The organism is Leifsonia sp. RAF41 (assembly GCF_052114085.1).
Lineage (GTDB): Bacteria > Actinomycetota > Actinomycetes > Actinomycetales > Microbacteriaceae > Leifsonia.
In genome coordinates, this window is sequence record NZ_JBFREB010000001.1 from 3,018,601 (window position 1) to 3,033,509 (window position 14,909).

16 protein-coding genes are annotated in these 14,909 nt (G+C 71.0%); 10 read left to right on the forward strand and 6 right to left on the reverse strand.

Annotated elements, in window-relative coordinates; genetic code table 11:
• Positions 1-31 precede the first annotated feature (31 nt).
• A complete protein-coding gene (locus tag AB4Y74_RS14655; RefSeq protein ID WP_441799794.1) occupies positions 32-1,276 on the reverse strand; it encodes an FAD-binding protein in 1,245 nt (414 codons plus the stop codon).
• Between the two features lie 181 nt (positions 1,277-1,457).
• On the opposite strand from AB4Y74_RS14655, the gene AB4Y74_RS14660 reads away from it, so the two are divergent.
• The 5 genes from AB4Y74_RS14660 to AB4Y74_RS14680 all read left to right on the forward strand — a co-directional run bounded on the left by AB4Y74_RS14660 (position 1,458) and on the right by AB4Y74_RS14680 (position 4,905).
• Positions 1,458-1,904 carry a DUF6325 family protein gene (locus AB4Y74_RS14660; protein WP_441799795.1) on the forward strand — a complete coding sequence of 149 codons (447 nt, stop codon included), beginning with the start codon at positions 1,458-1,460 and terminating at the stop codon, positions 1,902-1,904.
• A 10-nt stretch (positions 1,905-1,914) separates the two neighbouring features.
• Positions 1,915-2,274 (forward strand): SHOCT domain-containing protein, encoded by a 360-nt coding sequence (locus tag AB4Y74_RS14665; RefSeq protein ID WP_441799796.1) that lies wholly within the window; start codon positions 1,915-1,917, stop codon positions 2,272-2,274.
• 30 nt (positions 2,275-2,304) lie between these two features.
• Positions 2,305-3,207, forward strand: coding sequence for a phosphoribosylaminoimidazolesuccinocarboxamide synthase (locus AB4Y74_RS14670; protein ID WP_441799797.1), 903 nt, complete (start codon positions 2,305-2,307; stop codon positions 3,205-3,207).
• Positions 3,208-3,291: 84 nt separating this feature from the next.
• On the forward strand, positions 3,292-3,978 hold the full coding sequence (locus AB4Y74_RS14675) for an RraA family protein (protein WP_441799798.1): 687 nt from the start codon (positions 3,292-3,294) through the stop codon (positions 3,976-3,978).
• Positions 3,979-4,011: 33 nt separating this feature from the next.
• Positions 4,012-4,905 (forward strand): VOC family protein, encoded by an 894-nt coding sequence (locus AB4Y74_RS14680; protein ID WP_441799799.1) that lies wholly within the window; start codon positions 4,012-4,014, stop codon positions 4,903-4,905.
• An 81-nt stretch (positions 4,906-4,986) separates the two neighbouring features.
• Here AB4Y74_RS14680 and AB4Y74_RS14685 read toward each other — a convergent pair whose 3' ends face one another.
• Both AB4Y74_RS14685 and AB4Y74_RS14690 read right to left on the reverse strand, forming a co-directional pair.
• The gene (locus tag AB4Y74_RS14685) at positions 4,987-6,678 is read right to left on the reverse strand and encodes a DHA2 family efflux MFS transporter permease subunit (protein ID WP_441799800.1); all 1,692 of its coding nucleotides are present in this window, start codon (positions 6,676-6,678) and stop codon (positions 4,987-4,989) included.
• A gap of 32 nt (positions 6,679-6,710) precedes the next feature.
• On the reverse strand, positions 6,711-7,289 hold the full coding sequence (locus AB4Y74_RS14690) for a PadR family transcriptional regulator (RefSeq protein ID WP_441799801.1): 579 nt from the start codon (positions 7,287-7,289) through the stop codon (positions 6,711-6,713).
• Positions 7,290-7,380: 91 nt separating this feature from the next.
• Here AB4Y74_RS14690 and AB4Y74_RS14695 point away from each other — a divergent pair, with 91 nt between their 5' ends.
• Positions 7,381-7,902 (forward strand): gamma carbonic anhydrase family protein, encoded by a 522-nt coding sequence (locus tag AB4Y74_RS14695; RefSeq protein WP_441800460.1) that lies wholly within the window; start codon positions 7,381-7,383, stop codon positions 7,900-7,902.
• Between the two features lie 3 nt (positions 7,903-7,905).
• Here AB4Y74_RS14695 and AB4Y74_RS14700 read toward each other — a convergent pair whose 3' ends face one another.
• The 3 genes from AB4Y74_RS14700 to AB4Y74_RS14710 are packed head-to-tail and all read right to left on the reverse strand — an operon-like array spanning position 7,906 to position 10,514.
• Positions 7,906-8,508, reverse strand: a complete 603-nt coding sequence (locus AB4Y74_RS14700) for a uracil-DNA glycosylase family protein (RefSeq protein ID WP_441799802.1) — start codon at positions 8,506-8,508, stop codon at positions 7,906-7,908.
• A gap of 9 nt (positions 8,509-8,517) precedes the next feature.
• On the reverse strand, positions 8,518-9,660 hold the full coding sequence (locus AB4Y74_RS14705; RefSeq protein ID WP_441799803.1) for an alcohol dehydrogenase catalytic domain-containing protein: 1,143 nt from the start codon (positions 9,658-9,660) through the stop codon (positions 8,518-8,520).
• Complete coding sequence (locus tag AB4Y74_RS14710; RefSeq protein ID WP_441799804.1) at positions 9,657-10,514, reverse strand: HAD family hydrolase; 858 nt, start codon at positions 10,512-10,514, stop codon at positions 9,657-9,659. Before AB4Y74_RS14710 ends, AB4Y74_RS14705 begins: the two co-directional genes overlap by 4 nt.
• A 206-nt stretch (positions 10,515-10,720) precedes the next feature.
• Here AB4Y74_RS14710 and kynA point away from each other — a divergent pair, with 206 nt between their 5' ends.
• The 4 genes from kynA to AB4Y74_RS14730 are packed head-to-tail and all read left to right on the forward strand — an operon-like array spanning position 10,721 to position 14,886.
• Positions 10,721-11,581 (forward strand): tryptophan 2,3-dioxygenase, encoded by an 861-nt coding sequence (kynA, locus tag AB4Y74_RS14715; RefSeq protein ID WP_441799805.1) that lies wholly within the window; start codon positions 10,721-10,723, stop codon positions 11,579-11,581.
• A complete protein-coding gene (locus tag AB4Y74_RS14720) occupies positions 11,578-12,747 on the forward strand; it encodes an amidohydrolase family protein (RefSeq protein ID WP_441799806.1) in 1,170 nt (389 codons plus the stop codon). The genes kynA and AB4Y74_RS14720 overlap by 4 nt, the downstream gene beginning before the upstream one ends.
• Positions 12,744-14,018: a kynureninase gene (locus AB4Y74_RS14725; protein WP_441799807.1), complete on the forward strand. Its 1,275-nt coding sequence runs from the start codon at positions 12,744-12,746 to the stop codon at positions 14,016-14,018. The genes AB4Y74_RS14720 and AB4Y74_RS14725 overlap by 4 nt, the downstream gene beginning before the upstream one ends.
• The gene (locus tag AB4Y74_RS14730; RefSeq protein WP_441799808.1) at positions 14,011-14,886 is read left to right on the forward strand and encodes a PaaX family transcriptional regulator; all 876 of its coding nucleotides are present in this window, start codon (positions 14,011-14,013) and stop codon (positions 14,884-14,886) included. Before AB4Y74_RS14725 ends, AB4Y74_RS14730 begins: the two co-directional genes overlap by 8 nt.
• Positions 14,887-14,909: the final 23 nt, after the last annotated feature.

Genomic DNA, 14,909 nt, shown 5'->3' on the forward strand with positions numbered 1-14,909 from the left:
CGTGCAGTCTTCGCGGAGTCGATGGAGGGGGTTAGGGGAGGAGGCGGGTGAGGAACGGGTTGCGGAAGCGGGAGTCGGGGTCAAAGCGGGAGGCCAAGGCCGCGAAGTCGGCCAGGCGGGGGTAGAGGGACGGCACGATGCCGTCGCGGTCGACGTAGAGCTTGCCCCAGTGCGGGCGGGCACCGAGCGGCAGCAGGGCCGCCTCCACCTGCGGCAGCACCGCCTCCACCCCGGCCTGGTCGCGGAACCACGTGAAGTGCAGCCCGACCACGTCCGTCCCGTACGCGCTCGACAGCCACAGGTCGTCCGCCGCGACCGTACGGATCTCGCTGATCTGCAGCAGTGGCGCGATCACCGGGGCGAGCGCGCGCACGGCCTCGATCGCCTCAACGGCCCGCGCCCGCGGGACGAGGTACTCGGACTGGATCTCCTCACCGTTCGACGGCGTGAAGGCGAACCGGAAGTGCGCCAGGCGCTCGCTCCACGGTCCGACCACTCCCAGCTGCTCGGTCGTGTTGCGCACATCCATCGTCGGGATCATGTGGCGGGCTTCGGTCAGGGCCGGAGCGCCGAAGAAGTCGTCCTGGATGAGCGTCTCGACGCCGTCCAGCTCCTTCAGCCAGGCGAGCGAGACCGCGTCCTCCGCCCACGTCGTGAACAGGCTGACGCTGTATGCGGCAGAGGTGACCTCGTCGAAGCGGCCGAGGACCGCCTCCCACGGCACGCCGCCGAAGAGCCGCTGGCGGGCGTTGTACGTGGGGCGGATGTCGAGGGTCACCTCGGTCACCACACCGAGCGCGCCGAGACCGACGACCGCACCCTCGAAGCCGTCGTCACCGCGCCGCAGACCGACCAGCTCGCCCGAGCCGTTCAGGATGCGCAGCCCCGCGACGGCGCTCGCCAGGTTGCCGTTCCGGTCGCCGGACCCGTGCGTCGCCGTGGCGATCGCGCCTGCGACCGAGATGTGCGGCAGCGAGGCGAGGTTGTGCAGTGCCCACCCGGCGTCCTGCAGCGTCTGGGCGAGATCGCCGTAGCGGACGCCGCCGCCCACCGTGACTGTTCTCGCACCTTCGTCGATGCTCACGTCTCCGGGCAGGTCCGCCGTGCTGACGAGCAGTCCGTCCGTGTCGGCCAGGTCGTTGAACGAGTGCCGGCTGCCCAGTGCGCGCACTGCGCGGGCGCCGACGACCAGCTCGCGCAGCTGCTCGACCGTCGTCGGCCGGGCGATCCGCTCCGCCCGGTACTCGTAGTTGCCTGCCCAGTTCTTCTCGGTCATCACGGCCCTTCCTCGGGTCTCCGCCAGCGGCCGTCCGACCGTTCGACACTCCCCATCCTACGGATGTGACCGGACCCACGACCGCCGTCCGAGACGATCGAAAACGTGCGTTGCCGGGCGTGCCGACCGCGCAGTATGGTGCCCCTGAATAGCAGGGTGGGCGTCCGAGAGAGGGGCTGACATGGCCGAATTCGAGTACGGTCCGGCGGAGTTGATGGTGGCGCAGTTCGACACCGACCGACCGTCGGCAGGGGTCGTGCAAGCGATCCTCGACCTGGTGGAGAGCGGCACCGTCCGCCTCCTCGACCTGGTCTTCGTCGAGCGGCACCCCGACGGGAGCGTCGACATCATCGAGCTGGAGCAGATCGGCGACGAGATCGGTCTGACCGACGTCAGCCTCGAAGCCAGCGGCATCGCCGGAGACGAGGACGTGGCGCAGATCGCCGAACTCTTGGAGCCAGGCTCCACGGGTGCGGTTCTCGTGATCGAGCACCTGTGGGCGAAGACCCTCGCCAGCCGCTTCTTCGAATCGGGTGGCGTCGTCGTGCACAGCGAGCGCATCCCCGCACCGGTTCTGAACGCGGTCGCGGCCGCAGCGTACGAAGAACTCGAAACCACTGAGAGCTGAGGAGGACACCATGCCGTTGAGGAGAATGGGACGCCCGGGACTGATCGGGATGGCGGCCCGCACAGCGGTCGTCGCCGGAACCGCAACGGCGGTCTCCGGGAACGTTCAGCGACGCCAGCAGGAGAAGGCACAGAGCCAGTACGACCAGCAGCAGGCGCAGGAGCAGGAGCAGCAGGCGCAGATGCAGCAGATGGCACAGCAAGCGGCGGCGCAGCAGGCGGCGATGCAGCAGCAGGCCGCTCCGGCGGCCCCCGCTGCGGGGAGCGGCGACGACATGATGGCGAAGCTGCAGCAGCTCGCCACGCTGCACTCGCAGGGCGTGCTGACGGATGAGGAGTTCTCCGGCGCTAAGGCGAAGCTGCTCGCGTAGGGCGGGGGAACGTCCCTCTACGATGGACGCGTGAGCGATCTTCCGGGCTGGGCCCACGTCTATTCGGGCAAAGTGCGCGACCTGTTCGTGCCCGAGGGCGCGGACGGGCTCGCCGAGACCGACAGCGTGCTCGTCGTCGCCAGCGACCGGGTCAGTGCTTTCGACCATGTGCTCGAGCCGGGCATCCCGGGCAAGGGCGAGCTGCTGACCACGCTGAGCCTGTGGTGGTTCGACCAGTTGGACGACGTGCCGAACCACCTCATCCCCGACCACGCCCTGGTCGGCGATCGCGTGGTGGAGCGCATTCCCGCGGCCGTCTCCGGCCGGTCGATGCTGGTGAAACCGCTCGACATGTTCCCCATCGAGTGCGTCGTGCGGGGCTACCTGACGGGAAGCGGCTGGGCCGAGTACCGGGAGTCGCAGAGCGTCTGCGGCATCCCGTTGCCCGTCGGCCTGCAGAACGGCGACCGCCTGCCGGAGCCGATCTACACGCCGGCCTGGAAGGCCCCGCTCGGCGAGCACGACGAGAACATCAGCTTCGAGCGGACGGTCGAACTGGTCGGACCGGACATCGCGGAGGAGCTGCGACGCCTCTCACTGCACGTGTACGCGCGCGGGGCCGCGATCGCGGAGGCGCATGGCGTCATCATCGCCGACACGAAGTTCGAGTTCGGCGCAGACCGCACCACCGGTGAGATCACCCTCGCCGACGAGGTGCTCACCAGCGACTCCAGCCGTTTCTGGGATGCGGCCGCCTACGCCACGGGCGGCAGCCCGGAGGAGCGGATGGCCAGCTTCGACAAGCAGATCGTCCGCGACTGGCTCGCCGGGAACTGGGACAAGACCGGTACCCCGCCGGAGCTGCCCGCCGACATCGTCGAACGCACCGCGGCGCGGTACCGCGAACTCCTGGAGCGTCTGACCGGGCGCTAGAGGGCCGGTCGACGCCGCGCCCGTCGCTCCGGTCCGGCTGCTCACATGCCCCCGCGCGCATCCCGCACGGTATAGCGTCCCGGCATGGATGCGAACACCCCTCCCGCCACGGCCGCCGTCGCCGACGCCGCGGTCCGTCTCGGCATAGCGGTCGGCACGGCGCCGGTCAGCCTGCTCCCGCTTCTGCCCGGCCGCCCCTTCGCCGGTCCCGCCGCCCCCGTGACGCACCTCGGCAGTGTGGATGTGCTGCTCGAGACCATCGACGACGCACCTGTGGGGGCGGTGCTGGTGGTCGACAACGGCGGCCGCGACGACGAGGCCTGCGTGGGCGACCTCATGCTGCTGGAGGCGGCGACGGCCGGGATGTCCGGCGCGGTCATCTGGGGACGGCACCGCGACTCCGCCCAGCTGCGCGCGATCGGCCTGCCGGTGTTCAGCCGGGGGGCGCATCCCTTCGGCCCGCGCCGGGTGCCACCGGCCGGCACGGCGATGCGGTCCGCGTTCCTCGACGGCGTGGCCGTGACTCCGGACCACTGGATCGTCGCCGACGACGACGGTGTGCTCGTGCTGGCCGCCGGCGACCGTGAGCGGCTGTTCGCGGAGGCGTCGCGCATCCAGACCGTCGAAGGGGCGCAGGCGGACCGCATGCGTGGCGGCTCATCGCTGCGCGACCAGCTCGATTTCGCGAGGTACCGCCGGGAGCAGGCCGCCGATCCCACGCTGACGCTGCGCCGGTATCTCGCCGAGAACGGCGGGGCGATCGAGACGTGAAATAGTCCCGGTCTGCCGGGTGTTTCCCTCTGTATGCCCGAACTGCTGCCCGCCGACTCCGCCATGGGTGCGGTCACGCTCCGCGTCGCCGACCTCGACGCGATGACCGCCTACTACCGCGACGCCGTCACGCTCAGTGTCCTGGCCGCGGACGGCGGTCGCGTCATCCTCGGCCGCGGTACGACGCCCGCGGTGATCCTGGAGCACGCGCCCGAGCTGCGGCACGCGTCCCCGGGCGAGGCCGGGCTGTTCCACACCGCGATCGTCTTCGACACGCAAGAGGCGCTGGCCGCGGCGGTGTACTCCGTCGCACGACGCGCTCCCGGAACCTTCACCGGCAGCGCCGACCACCTCGTCAGCACCGCGTTCTACTTCACCGACCCGGAAGGCAACGGCGTCGAGCTGTACTGGGATCGGGACAGGAGCCTGTGGAGCTGGACGCACGGGCAGGTCGAGATGGCGACGCTGGCGCTCGACCCGAACGGGTTCCTCACCGAGCACCTCACCGAGCGCGGGGCCGCCCTCGGCGAAGCCGACGGGGTCTCGCCGTTCGGGGACGCATCCGTGGGCCACGTGCACTTGTCGGTCGGCGACGTCGCGTCTGCGCGCGCCTTCTACGTCGATCGACTCGGTTTCGAGACGACGGCGGCGCTCGGCGGCAGCGCGCTGTTCGTCAGCGCGGGCGGTTACCACCACCACATGGCCATGAATACGTGGAACAGCCGTGGCGCCGGGCGGCGACAGCTCGCGCTGGGGCTCGGCCAGGTCGAGATCCGGGTGCCGTCGGCCGACGATCTGGGCGCGCTGAGCGAGCGGATGCGGCACTACGGCGTGGCCGCGCGCGACGACGGACGCGCAGTCACCTTCGACGACCCGTGGGCGAATGCCGTTCGAGTCGTGACGGAAGCGGAGGAGGTCCCGGCCTGAGCCGGCTCGAAATGCGGAAAAGGGAGGAGGTCGCAGCCACGGTGGCTGCGACCTCCTCCCTTTTTGTCGAGATCCCGCGCGTTAGTCGGTGACCGGGGCGGCGTGGACGCCGTGCGGCGGCTCCTCGCCGGGAGCGGCATTCGTCGCCGGAGCGACGTCGGCTGCGTGCGATCCGTGAGGGGTCGCATCCACCTGCACCGGTGCCGCGTGGGCGCCGTGGGTGGCGGGCACCTCGGCGGGCGAACCGGACGAGGCACCGGCGGTGGCACCTGCAGGAGCACCGGCCGCCGCCCCTCCGGCATTACGCGCCCACGCCGGCGGCTTCGGGCGCTCCCACCAGACGACGATCAGGGCGCCGAGGAAAGCGACCGCGGCGGGCAGCAGCAGCGCCTCGGACATGGCCTGGGTGAACCCGGCGTGCAGGAACTGCGGCAGCTCGGTGCCCGAGGCGGCACCGCTGGCGCTCGCTGCTCCCCCGGCGGCCTTCGGCAGGTCGGCGGTGAGGCGGCTCTCGATGAGGGCGGCGATGGATGCGCTTCCCAGCACGGCGCCGATCTGGCGGGTCGTGTTGAACACACCGGAGCCCGCGCCCGCCTGATTCATCGGCAGGTTGCGCGTGGCCGTAGTCGAGATCGGGCCCCAGACTCCCGACATCGCTATGCCGAGGGTGAAACTCGGGATGAGCAGCAACCAGATGTTGATATCCGGCGACAGCATCACCGAGTAGAGGCCGAGGGAGAGCGCGAACAGCAGCAGGCCGGCGACAGCGATGTTCCGCGGGTTGACGCGGTCGATCAGGCGCCCGACGATCGGGGCCAGCGCACCGGTGGCGATCGCCATCGGTGCCAGCATCAGAGCGGATTCGGTCGGCGTGAGGCCGCGCACGGTCTGGAAGTAGAACACCAGCGGCAGCGCCATGCAGGTGACGGCGAACCCGACGGTGGTGATCGCGCCGTTGGACAGCGAGAAGTTGCGGTCGCGGAACAGCGGCAGGGGGAGCAGCGGCTCCTTCTTGTTCATCGCCTGCCAGACGACGAAGCCCGCGAGGACGACGATTCCGGAGATGATCAGGCCCCACACCGAGATGGGACCCCAGATGACGCCCCAGTCGTAGGTGCCGCCCTCCTGGATACCGAACACCAGCAAGAACATGCCGACCGCCGACAGGATCACACCCAGGATGTCGAAGCTGTGGCTGTGCGTCGGCAGCTTCGGGACGAGGCGTACCGCGAGGATGAACGCCACGATACCCACGGGCACGTTGATGAAGAAGATCCACTCCCAGCCGAGGGTGTCGACGAGCACGCCGCCGAGGATCGGGCCGACGAGCGTCGCCACACCAGCGACCGCGCCCCACAGACCCATGGCCGCGCCGCGGCGCTCCGGCGGGAAGATGCGGGTGATGACGGCCATCGTCTGCGGCGTCATCAATGCGGCGCCGAGGCCCTGGACCACACGGGCGGCGATCAGCCAGCCGATGCTGCCGGAGAATCCGCACCAGGCCGAGGCGAGGGTGAAGATCACCAGACCGATGAGGTAGAGGTTCTTCGGGCCGAAGCGGTCACCGAGCCGGCCGGTGATCAGCAGCGGCACGGCGTAGGCGAGCAGGTAGGCGCTCGTCACCCAGATGACGGCGTTGTAGTCCGTCCCGAGGTCGAGGCCCTTCATGATCGAGGGATTGGCGACCGACACGATGGTCGTGTCGATCAGGATCATGAAGAATCCGATGACCAGCGCCCAGAGGGCGGGCCACGGCTTCAATTCGCGTTCCATTGTCACGTTCTTCCTGTTGAGAGCTGGGTCGCTCAATGTTTTTCCTCGTCCCAGGAGAGGGCTCCCGATTCGAGGTCGTGGATGAGGGCTTCGAGCGTGGCCGCGTCGGCCTCCGCCATCGCGCGCTGGTAGCGCACGTCCACCCAGTACTTGGCGGGCAGGGACTTCGCCCGTACGGTCCGGATCGCCTTGTCGTACACGGCGACATCTGCCCGAATGAGCCCGACGCGCTTCCGGAGCAGCGCGATCACCGTCTCCGCGGGCAGGTTGTGGGATTCGCCGAGGCCGAGGGGGAACTCGGGGAACTCGTTGACAGGGGTGCCGATGATGTCGGCGATGCGCTCACCCAGGGCGAGAGTGCCGTCCTCGGTGATCGCGTACGTGGTGCGCTCAGGCCGGTTGCCTTCGCGCTCGGTGCCCGTCGCACGCACCAGACCGTGCCGCGCCAGGCGGTCGACGGTGTGGTAGAGCGAGCCAGGGCGCACCTTCACCAGCCGGTCCTCCGAGCGCTGCACCAGGGTCTGGTACATCTCGTAGGGATGCGAGGGACCCTCGGCGAGCAGCGCGAGCGCTGCGACGGCGAGAGGAGTGAGGGTGCGTGATTCAGCCATAGTTGTTCCGTGTTGATTATTCCAGAAGGAATATACGGCACGGATCAATCCGGGTCAAGTAGCGTGAACGTCAGATGAACAAGGAGCGATGATGCTGTACTCACTGCCGGGTGACCGGTCCCCGCAGGTCGCCGACGACGCCTGGGTCGCCCCCGGAGCGACCGTCGTCGGTGACGTCACCCTGCAACCGGGCGCGAGCGTCTGGTATGGCGCGGTCGTGCGCGCGGATAACGCGCCCATCGTCATCGGGCCGGACTCGAACCTGCAGGACAACGTCGCCGCGCACGTCGACCCGGGGTTCCCGCTCACGGTCGGCGCACGCGTCTCGGTCGGCCACAACGCGGTACTCCACGGCTGCACGATCGAGGACGACGTGCTGGTCGGGATGAGCGCGACGGTGATGAACGGAGCGCGCGTCGGCTCCGGCTCGCTGATCGCGGCAGGCGCGGTCGTGACGCAGGGCGCCGTCGTCCCGCCGCGGTCGCTGGTCGCCGGGGTACCCGCGAAGGTGCGGCGCGAGCTCACCGACGAAGAGCTGGACGGCATCGCGCGGAACGCGGCCGTCTACCTCGAGAAGACGGCCGAGCACCGGCAGGCGACCCGGCTGGACTGACCATCAGCCGTCCAGCATCGCCCGGTTGAGCGCGAGCAGCTGCTCGGTGAACATCCGCGCGCCACCCTGGGCAGGATGTCGCACAGCGGGCGCCTCGATGCCGGCCTCGGCGAGCGCCCCCTGCGCTTTGCGCCCGACCGCGACCACCGTCTCGATGCCGAGCGCCCGGATCAGCTCGTCGGCGACCGGGCCGCCGGCGCGCACCTCCGAGGACCGCGGGGTGCGGTTCGTCTGCGGGAGCCCCGCCACGAACGGGTGGTGCGGGTAGACCGGCCACGACAGCGGGAGCGGTCCGCGCCAGCGGCCCATCGTCTCCCAGTAGACCCGGCTGGACGCCTCCCACGGCGCCTGCGGCGCGGCGGGGAGTTCCAGACCAGGCAGCACTCCCGCCTCCACCTCTCGCACCGAGGTGAAAGGCACGCCGGTCACGGTCATCCCCCGCCAGCCGGGGGCCTCCCCGAGCAGCAGGATCGGCGCGTGCGGTCGCTCCAGGTAGCGCCGCAGATTGCGCTCGCGCATCCGCCCGGCGTCGTCGTGGCCGAACAGCAGTTCGGCGTCGTCCGGCGCGGGCACCTCGCGGATCATCTCGAAGAAGCGGTCCAGCACCACCCCAGGCTACGGCCGCACGGCGACCCGCGGGTGGGAGCGCGTGGCGAGTGCCCGGTCCACCTCGGCGAGCGGGAACGTCGCTCCGACCTGCGCGGCGAAGGGGTAGCGCTGCCACGCGTCGGCGAGGAACCGCACCGCCTGCTCCAGGTGTCGCGGCGCGTAGTTGTGCACGCCGCGGATGGTGAGGAGGTTGCGCACCAGCTGCTCGGGAGCGACGCCGAGCTCCGGCCCGGTCGCGACCGAGCCGACGAGCACGAGTACGCCCCCCACATCCACCGCGCCGAGCAGCGCCCGCACCGCCGCCGGATCGCCGGACAGTTCCAGCGCGATGGTCGGCGCGCCCGCGCGCCCGCCCGCCTTGGCGAGCACCGCGGGGAGCGACGTCGGGTCGGCGACCGCTGCAGCGCCGAATGCCAGGGCCGCTTCCCGTCGGTCCGGTAGCGGGTCGCTCACCACGACGCGAGACCCGGCGTCGGTCGCCATCGCCGTGGCGGTGAGGCCGAGCATCCCCGCTCCGGCGATCAGGACCAGCGCCCCATCGAGGGGGACGATCACCGATGCCGCCTCGAGGGCCGCCGCCACGCTCGCGGTCGAACACGACGCCGGGGCGAGCACTTCGGCAGGGACGTCGTCGGGAACCCGCACGATCGGCGTCCCATCCAGGATGTGGGTGTGCGTGGCGAACCCGCCGGACAGCTCCCAGCCGCGGCGCATCCTCTCGTGGCCGTACTTCTGCAGGTTCACGCACTTCTGCGGCAGCCCCCGGCGGCAGCGGACGCACCGTCCGCACGGGACCGCCACGGACCAGACGATGCGCTCCCCGAGCGCGACGCGGTGCCCGTCGGTCGTCTTCGCACCACCCCGGCCCAGGGCGACGACCCGGCCGACCTGTTCGTGACCCAGCACGAGCGGCGCTTGGGCCTGCTGCTGGCCGAGCACCGTGTGGATGTCGGAGCCGCAGACCGTCGCAAGCTCCACCTCGGCGAGGACGTCTCCCGGCGCCAGCCGCACCCCCGGCACGGCGACCGCCTCATGCGCGCGCCCGTCGCCCGGCCACACCATGGCGGTGGCCGACGGATACACGCTCACCCCCATCCCCAGGCGCGCCGGCGGCTCGACGACGCGCGGGGTGACCGCCTTGATCGTCACCGGGCGCCGGGCCCCTCCACGGCATCCGCCGGGGACTCGAAGGAGGGCTGGTCGAGGCCGGGCTCCTCGTAGCCGAGCAGCTCCGGCAGGTCGGCGATGCTCGGAAGCACGGCGTCGGCACCGGCGTCCAGGAGGGTCTGCTCGTCGTGGACACCGGTCAGCACCCCGACGACCAGGCCCGCGCCGGCCGCGATCCCCGACGCGATGTCGCCCGCGCTGTCGCCGACGACGACCATCCCCTCGACGCTGGATGCGCCGGTGCGCAGCAGGGCCGTCAGCGGCAGATCGGGGAACGGCCGGGCGCGGCCGGCTTCCCCGGCTGTGAGCGTCACGTCCGCGAGATCGTTCCAGCCGAGAGCGTCGAGCACCGCGCCCTGGGTGCGCGCAGAGAAGGCGGACGTCAGCGCGACCTTCACCCCTGTGGCGCGAAGCCGGCGGATGAGTTCCTCCGCACCGGCGACGGCACGGAGACCCTGCGCCTCCACGAGGTCGGCGTAGGTCGAGTCGAACACGGCGTTGGCGTGCTGCGCCTGGTCCTCGTCACCGGTCAGAGCGCGGAAGACGCCGAGCGTCGGCTGACCCATGGTCTCGCGGACGAAAGTGAAGGCGGTCGCCCGCTCATCGGGTGTGTTGCCGATGCCGGCGGCTGCCGCGGCCCGGGTGAACGCGCGCTCGACGAGACCGTCGTCGATCACGGTCGTCCCCGTGAGGTCGAGCACGACGAGTTCCAGGTCGGCGAGGTCGTCGTCGCGTTCGTCGGCGAGCTCGTCCCAGTCGTCCTCATCCCAGCGCTCGGGGTCCGGGTTCGCGGTCACGTCGTCGAACTCGCTGGTGATGCGTCCGTCGGGGGTCATGGTGGAGCCTTTCGTCGCGGTCGTCGACGTGGGGTCGGGAGGCATCGCTGCTGTCTTCCGCCACCCCAGCGTCAGCGTGCCGTCAGGTTAGGAGCCGGGTGCGACGACGTGCGCAACTGCCGGTAACGCGCCGGTGAACGGAGCGAGGACGGCGGGAATCATCGAGCACTGTTGCACTTTCCTCACGATCGGCGCAGACTTGCAGCATGGCCGATGGCGACAACACCCGCGAGTTCGATCCCGAAATCGTCACCGACTTCCGGGAGCGGATGTCGTACGGCTCCTATCTGGAGCTCGAGACACTCCTCAGCGCGCAGCGTCCGGTGAGTCGACCGGCCCATCACGACGAACTGCTGTTCATCATTCAGCACCAGACCACCGAGCTCTGGCTGAAGCTCGTGCTCCATGAGCTGGAGTCCGCGCGCGACCTGCTGCGGGCCGACGACCTCTCCCCGGCGCTCAAGCGCATCGCCCGGGTGAAACACATTCAGCGCACCCTGACCGAGCAGTGGTCCGTGCTGGCGACGCTCACGCCGACCGAGTACGCGGAATTCCGCGGCTTCCTCGGCAACTCGTCGGGCTTCCAGTCGTACCAGTACCGCGCAGTGGAGTTCGTGCTCGGTAACAAGAACCCGCGGATGCTCAGCGTGTTCGAGAGCGACCCGGCCGCACACACCCTGCTGTCGGGGCTGCTCGACGCACCGAGCATCTACGACGAGTTCTTGCGCTACCTCGCGCGTGCCGGCTTCGACATCCCGACTTCCGTGCTGGAGCGAGACGTGACGCACGCGCACGTCTTCACGCCGGAACTCGTCCCGGTGTTCCGCGACATCTACGAGCACGCCAACGACCACTGGCGCGAGTACGAGGCCTGCGAGGAGTTCGTCGACCTGGAGGACAACTTCCAGCTCTGGCGGTTCCGTCACCTGAAGACCGTGCAGCGCACGATCGGCATGAAGACTGGGACCGGCGGATCGAGCGGGTCTGCGTTCCTTCAGAAAGCACTCGACCTCACGTTCTTCCCCGAGCTGTACGCCGTACGTACGGAGATCGGAGCGCCCGCGTGAGCGAAGCGCATCCCGAACCGGACATCGACACGTATCTCACCGTCGATGCGGTCTGGAGCGGCCACCGCCTCCTCGGCGAGACCACGTTGCGCAGCGACGGGGAACGCCTGCACCCCGTGGAGGACGTGCCCGCGCACGCACGCGGACGTCACCACCGCCTGGACGGCACGCTCTTCCCGCGCCTCACCGACCATCACACGCACCTCGGCCTGACTGACCAGCACGCCGTCTTCGCCGGCGGTATCACGCACGCGATCGACCTCGGCTGGATCCCCGCCGTCGCCGCCGGCTGGCTCACCGACGACCTGACGCGACCGTCGGTCGCCATCGTCGGCTCCCTGATCACCTGCGTGGGCGGCTACCCGGTGAACGCCGGGTGGGGGCCGCCGGGCTCCTCGTCAGAGGTCGGCGGCGAACGGGAGGCACGGCTGGTGGTGCGGGCGAATGTCATGCTCGGAGCCTCCCGCATCAAGGTCACCCTCAACACCGCGGCCGGTGAAACTGTGGAGAACCGGGTCCTCCACGGAATTGTGGCCGAATCCCACGCTCAGGGCGTGCCGGTCACGGTTCACGTCGAGGGTGAGGGCCAGACAGCTCGCGCCGTCGCCGCCGGGGCCGATCAGCTCGCGCACGCCCCCTTCACCGAGCGCCTCGACGACGCGTTGATCGAGGAGGCCGCCCGTCGGGGGATGAGCTGGGTCAGCACGCTCGACATCCACGGCTGGGGCGAGCCGACCGAGCAGCACGCCATCGCCTCCGACAACCTCGGCCGGTTCGCCCGGGCGGGTGGTCGTGTGCTATACGGCACCGACCTGGGCAACGGCCCGCTCGCGGTCGGTGTCAACGAGCGCGAGCTGCGCGGGATGCTCCGAGCGGGCGTGGATCCCGATGCCGTGCTCCGGTCGATCGCGGGCCTCCGCCGGCCCGACGGCCGCCCGCCGACGATCGGCCCGCGCGTCGCCTGGATCCCGACCGCTCCCCCCGAGCGCGACGCCCTCCCGCACGCGCTCCCCGGCTGGCTCGCCACCGCCCGCGGTCTCACCGTCGCGCAGCTGACCACGTCCGATGCGGCCCGCGCCGATGCCGACGGCTCCGGCCACGCCACACCCTCCGGAACCGCCCGCACCCCCACCTCCTTCCCCGCGACCTCTGAGGACGACGCATGACCGACTTCGACACCGCCCTTCCCCTCTCGCTTGCGCCCGACCCCCTGAGCGCGGCCCGGGCACAGGACGCGTCCGACCCCCTCGCCGCCTTCCGAGCCCGCTTCGCCGGCCTCGACGACGGGAGCTCGCAGGTCGTCGCCTACTTCGACGGCAACTCGCTCGGCCGCCCGACGCGCGCGAGCGTGGAGCGCATCCACCGCTTCCTGCTGGACGGCTGGGGCGACCGGCTCATCCGCGGGTGGGACGAGGAGTGGATGGACCTGCCGTTCACCATCGGCGACGACCTCGGCCGCGCAGCCCTCGGCGCCGCACCCGGCCAGACGTTCATCGGCGACTCGACGACCGTGCTCCTCTACAAACTCGCGCGCGCGGCGGTGGACAGCCTCCCGGAGCGCAGCGAGATCGTGTTGGACACCGACAACTTCCCGACCGACCGCTACCTGCTCGACGGCATCGCCCGCGAGCGCGGGCTGCGGCTGGTCTGGATCGAGGCGGACACCGAGGCCGGCGTCACGCCCGAGCAGGTCGCGGCAGCGGTCGGCCCGCGGACGGCCCTGGTCGTGCTCAGCCACGTTGCCTACCGCTCGGGCTTCCTCGCCGACCTGCCGGCGATCACGCGAATCGTCCACGATGCCGGCGCGCTCGTGCTCTGGGACCTCTGCCACTCCGCGGGCTCCGTTCCGGTGGGGCTGGACGCAGCCGGCGTCGACCTCGCCGTCGGCTGCACCTACAAGTACCTCAACGGCGGCCCGGGGTCGCCCGCGTTCGGGTACGTGAACGCGCGCCTCATCCCCCACCTGACCCAGCCCATCCAGGGGTGGATGGGCGTCCGCGACGTCTTCACGATGGGGCCGGAGTACCAGCCGGCGGACGGCGTGCGCCGCTTCCTCAGCGGAACGCCGCCGATCGTCGGGATGCTCGCCATGCGCGACACGATCGCGATGATCGAGGAGGCCGGCATCGACGCGGTGCGCGCCAAGTCCGTTGCGCTCACCGAGTTCGCGATCGCTCTGGCGGAGGAGTGGCTGACCCCCCTCGGCGTCACGCTGGCCAGCCCGCGCGAGGCCGAACGGCGAGGCGGCCATGTCACCCTCAACCATCCGGCCATGCGGGACGTGACGGCGCTGCTCTGGCAGCGGGACGTCATCCCCGACTACCGCGACCCGGACGGCCTGCGTGTCGGCCTGTCGCCGCTCAGCACCAGCTTCGAGGAAGTGTGCGCCGGGATGGCCGCGGTGCGGGATGCGCTCGGCGAACTCACGCATGACTGACGTCGCCGGCGCAGACGTCGCCGGCGGCATCGATGTCGCCGTGGCCGACGACCTGGAGGCGACCAGCGGCAGCGCCACGGCGCTGCTCCGGACCGTCGTCGGCAGCATCCTGCGCCCGATCGGCGGGTGGATGAGCGCGGCAGGCGCTGTTCGCCTGATGGACGACCTCGGCATCCCGGCCGCCACCGCTCGCTCCAGTCTTGCCCGCCTCTGTTCGCGCGGCGTGCTGCGGCGGGAGCCGAGGGATGGCGCGGCCGGCTACGCCCTGGAGCCGGCGGCAGTGCCGATGCTGGAGCGCGGCGATGCGCGCATCTTCGGCGAGCGCGTCGAGGCGTCCGCGTGGTGCCTGCTGTCCTTCTCCTTCCCCGAGCGCCGCCGCAGCAGCCGCGACCGCCTGCGCCGACGGCTGTCAGCGCTCGGCTGCGGAACCGTCGCCGACGGCCTGTGGATCGCCCCGGCCGCCCTGGAGGACGAGCTGGCGGCTACCGTTCACGACATCGCCGGGGAGGCCGCCGTCGTGCTGTTCGCCGACGCAACCCCTCGCGGCGACCTGGCCGCGGGCCTCGCGCGCTGGTATGACCTGGAGTCGATCCGCCGCATCCACGATTCGTTCCTCACACGCTTCGGAGAGGCCCCGGAGCCGCCCGACGACCGGCGGGCCTTCGCCGTGTGGATGCGCGCGCTCGACGAGTGGCGTGTCATCCCGTACCGCGACCCCGGCCTTCCCGGTGCGGCGCTCCCCCCGGACTGGCCCGGCGCCGCGTCCGCCGGCCTGTTCGGACGCCTGCGCGACGACCTGGAGGGGCGCGCGATCGCCCACGCGGCCGCCGTCGCCGCTCCGGCCCGCACTGTCGGACAGTCACGGTAGAATCGACAGCGAACCCCCACCCT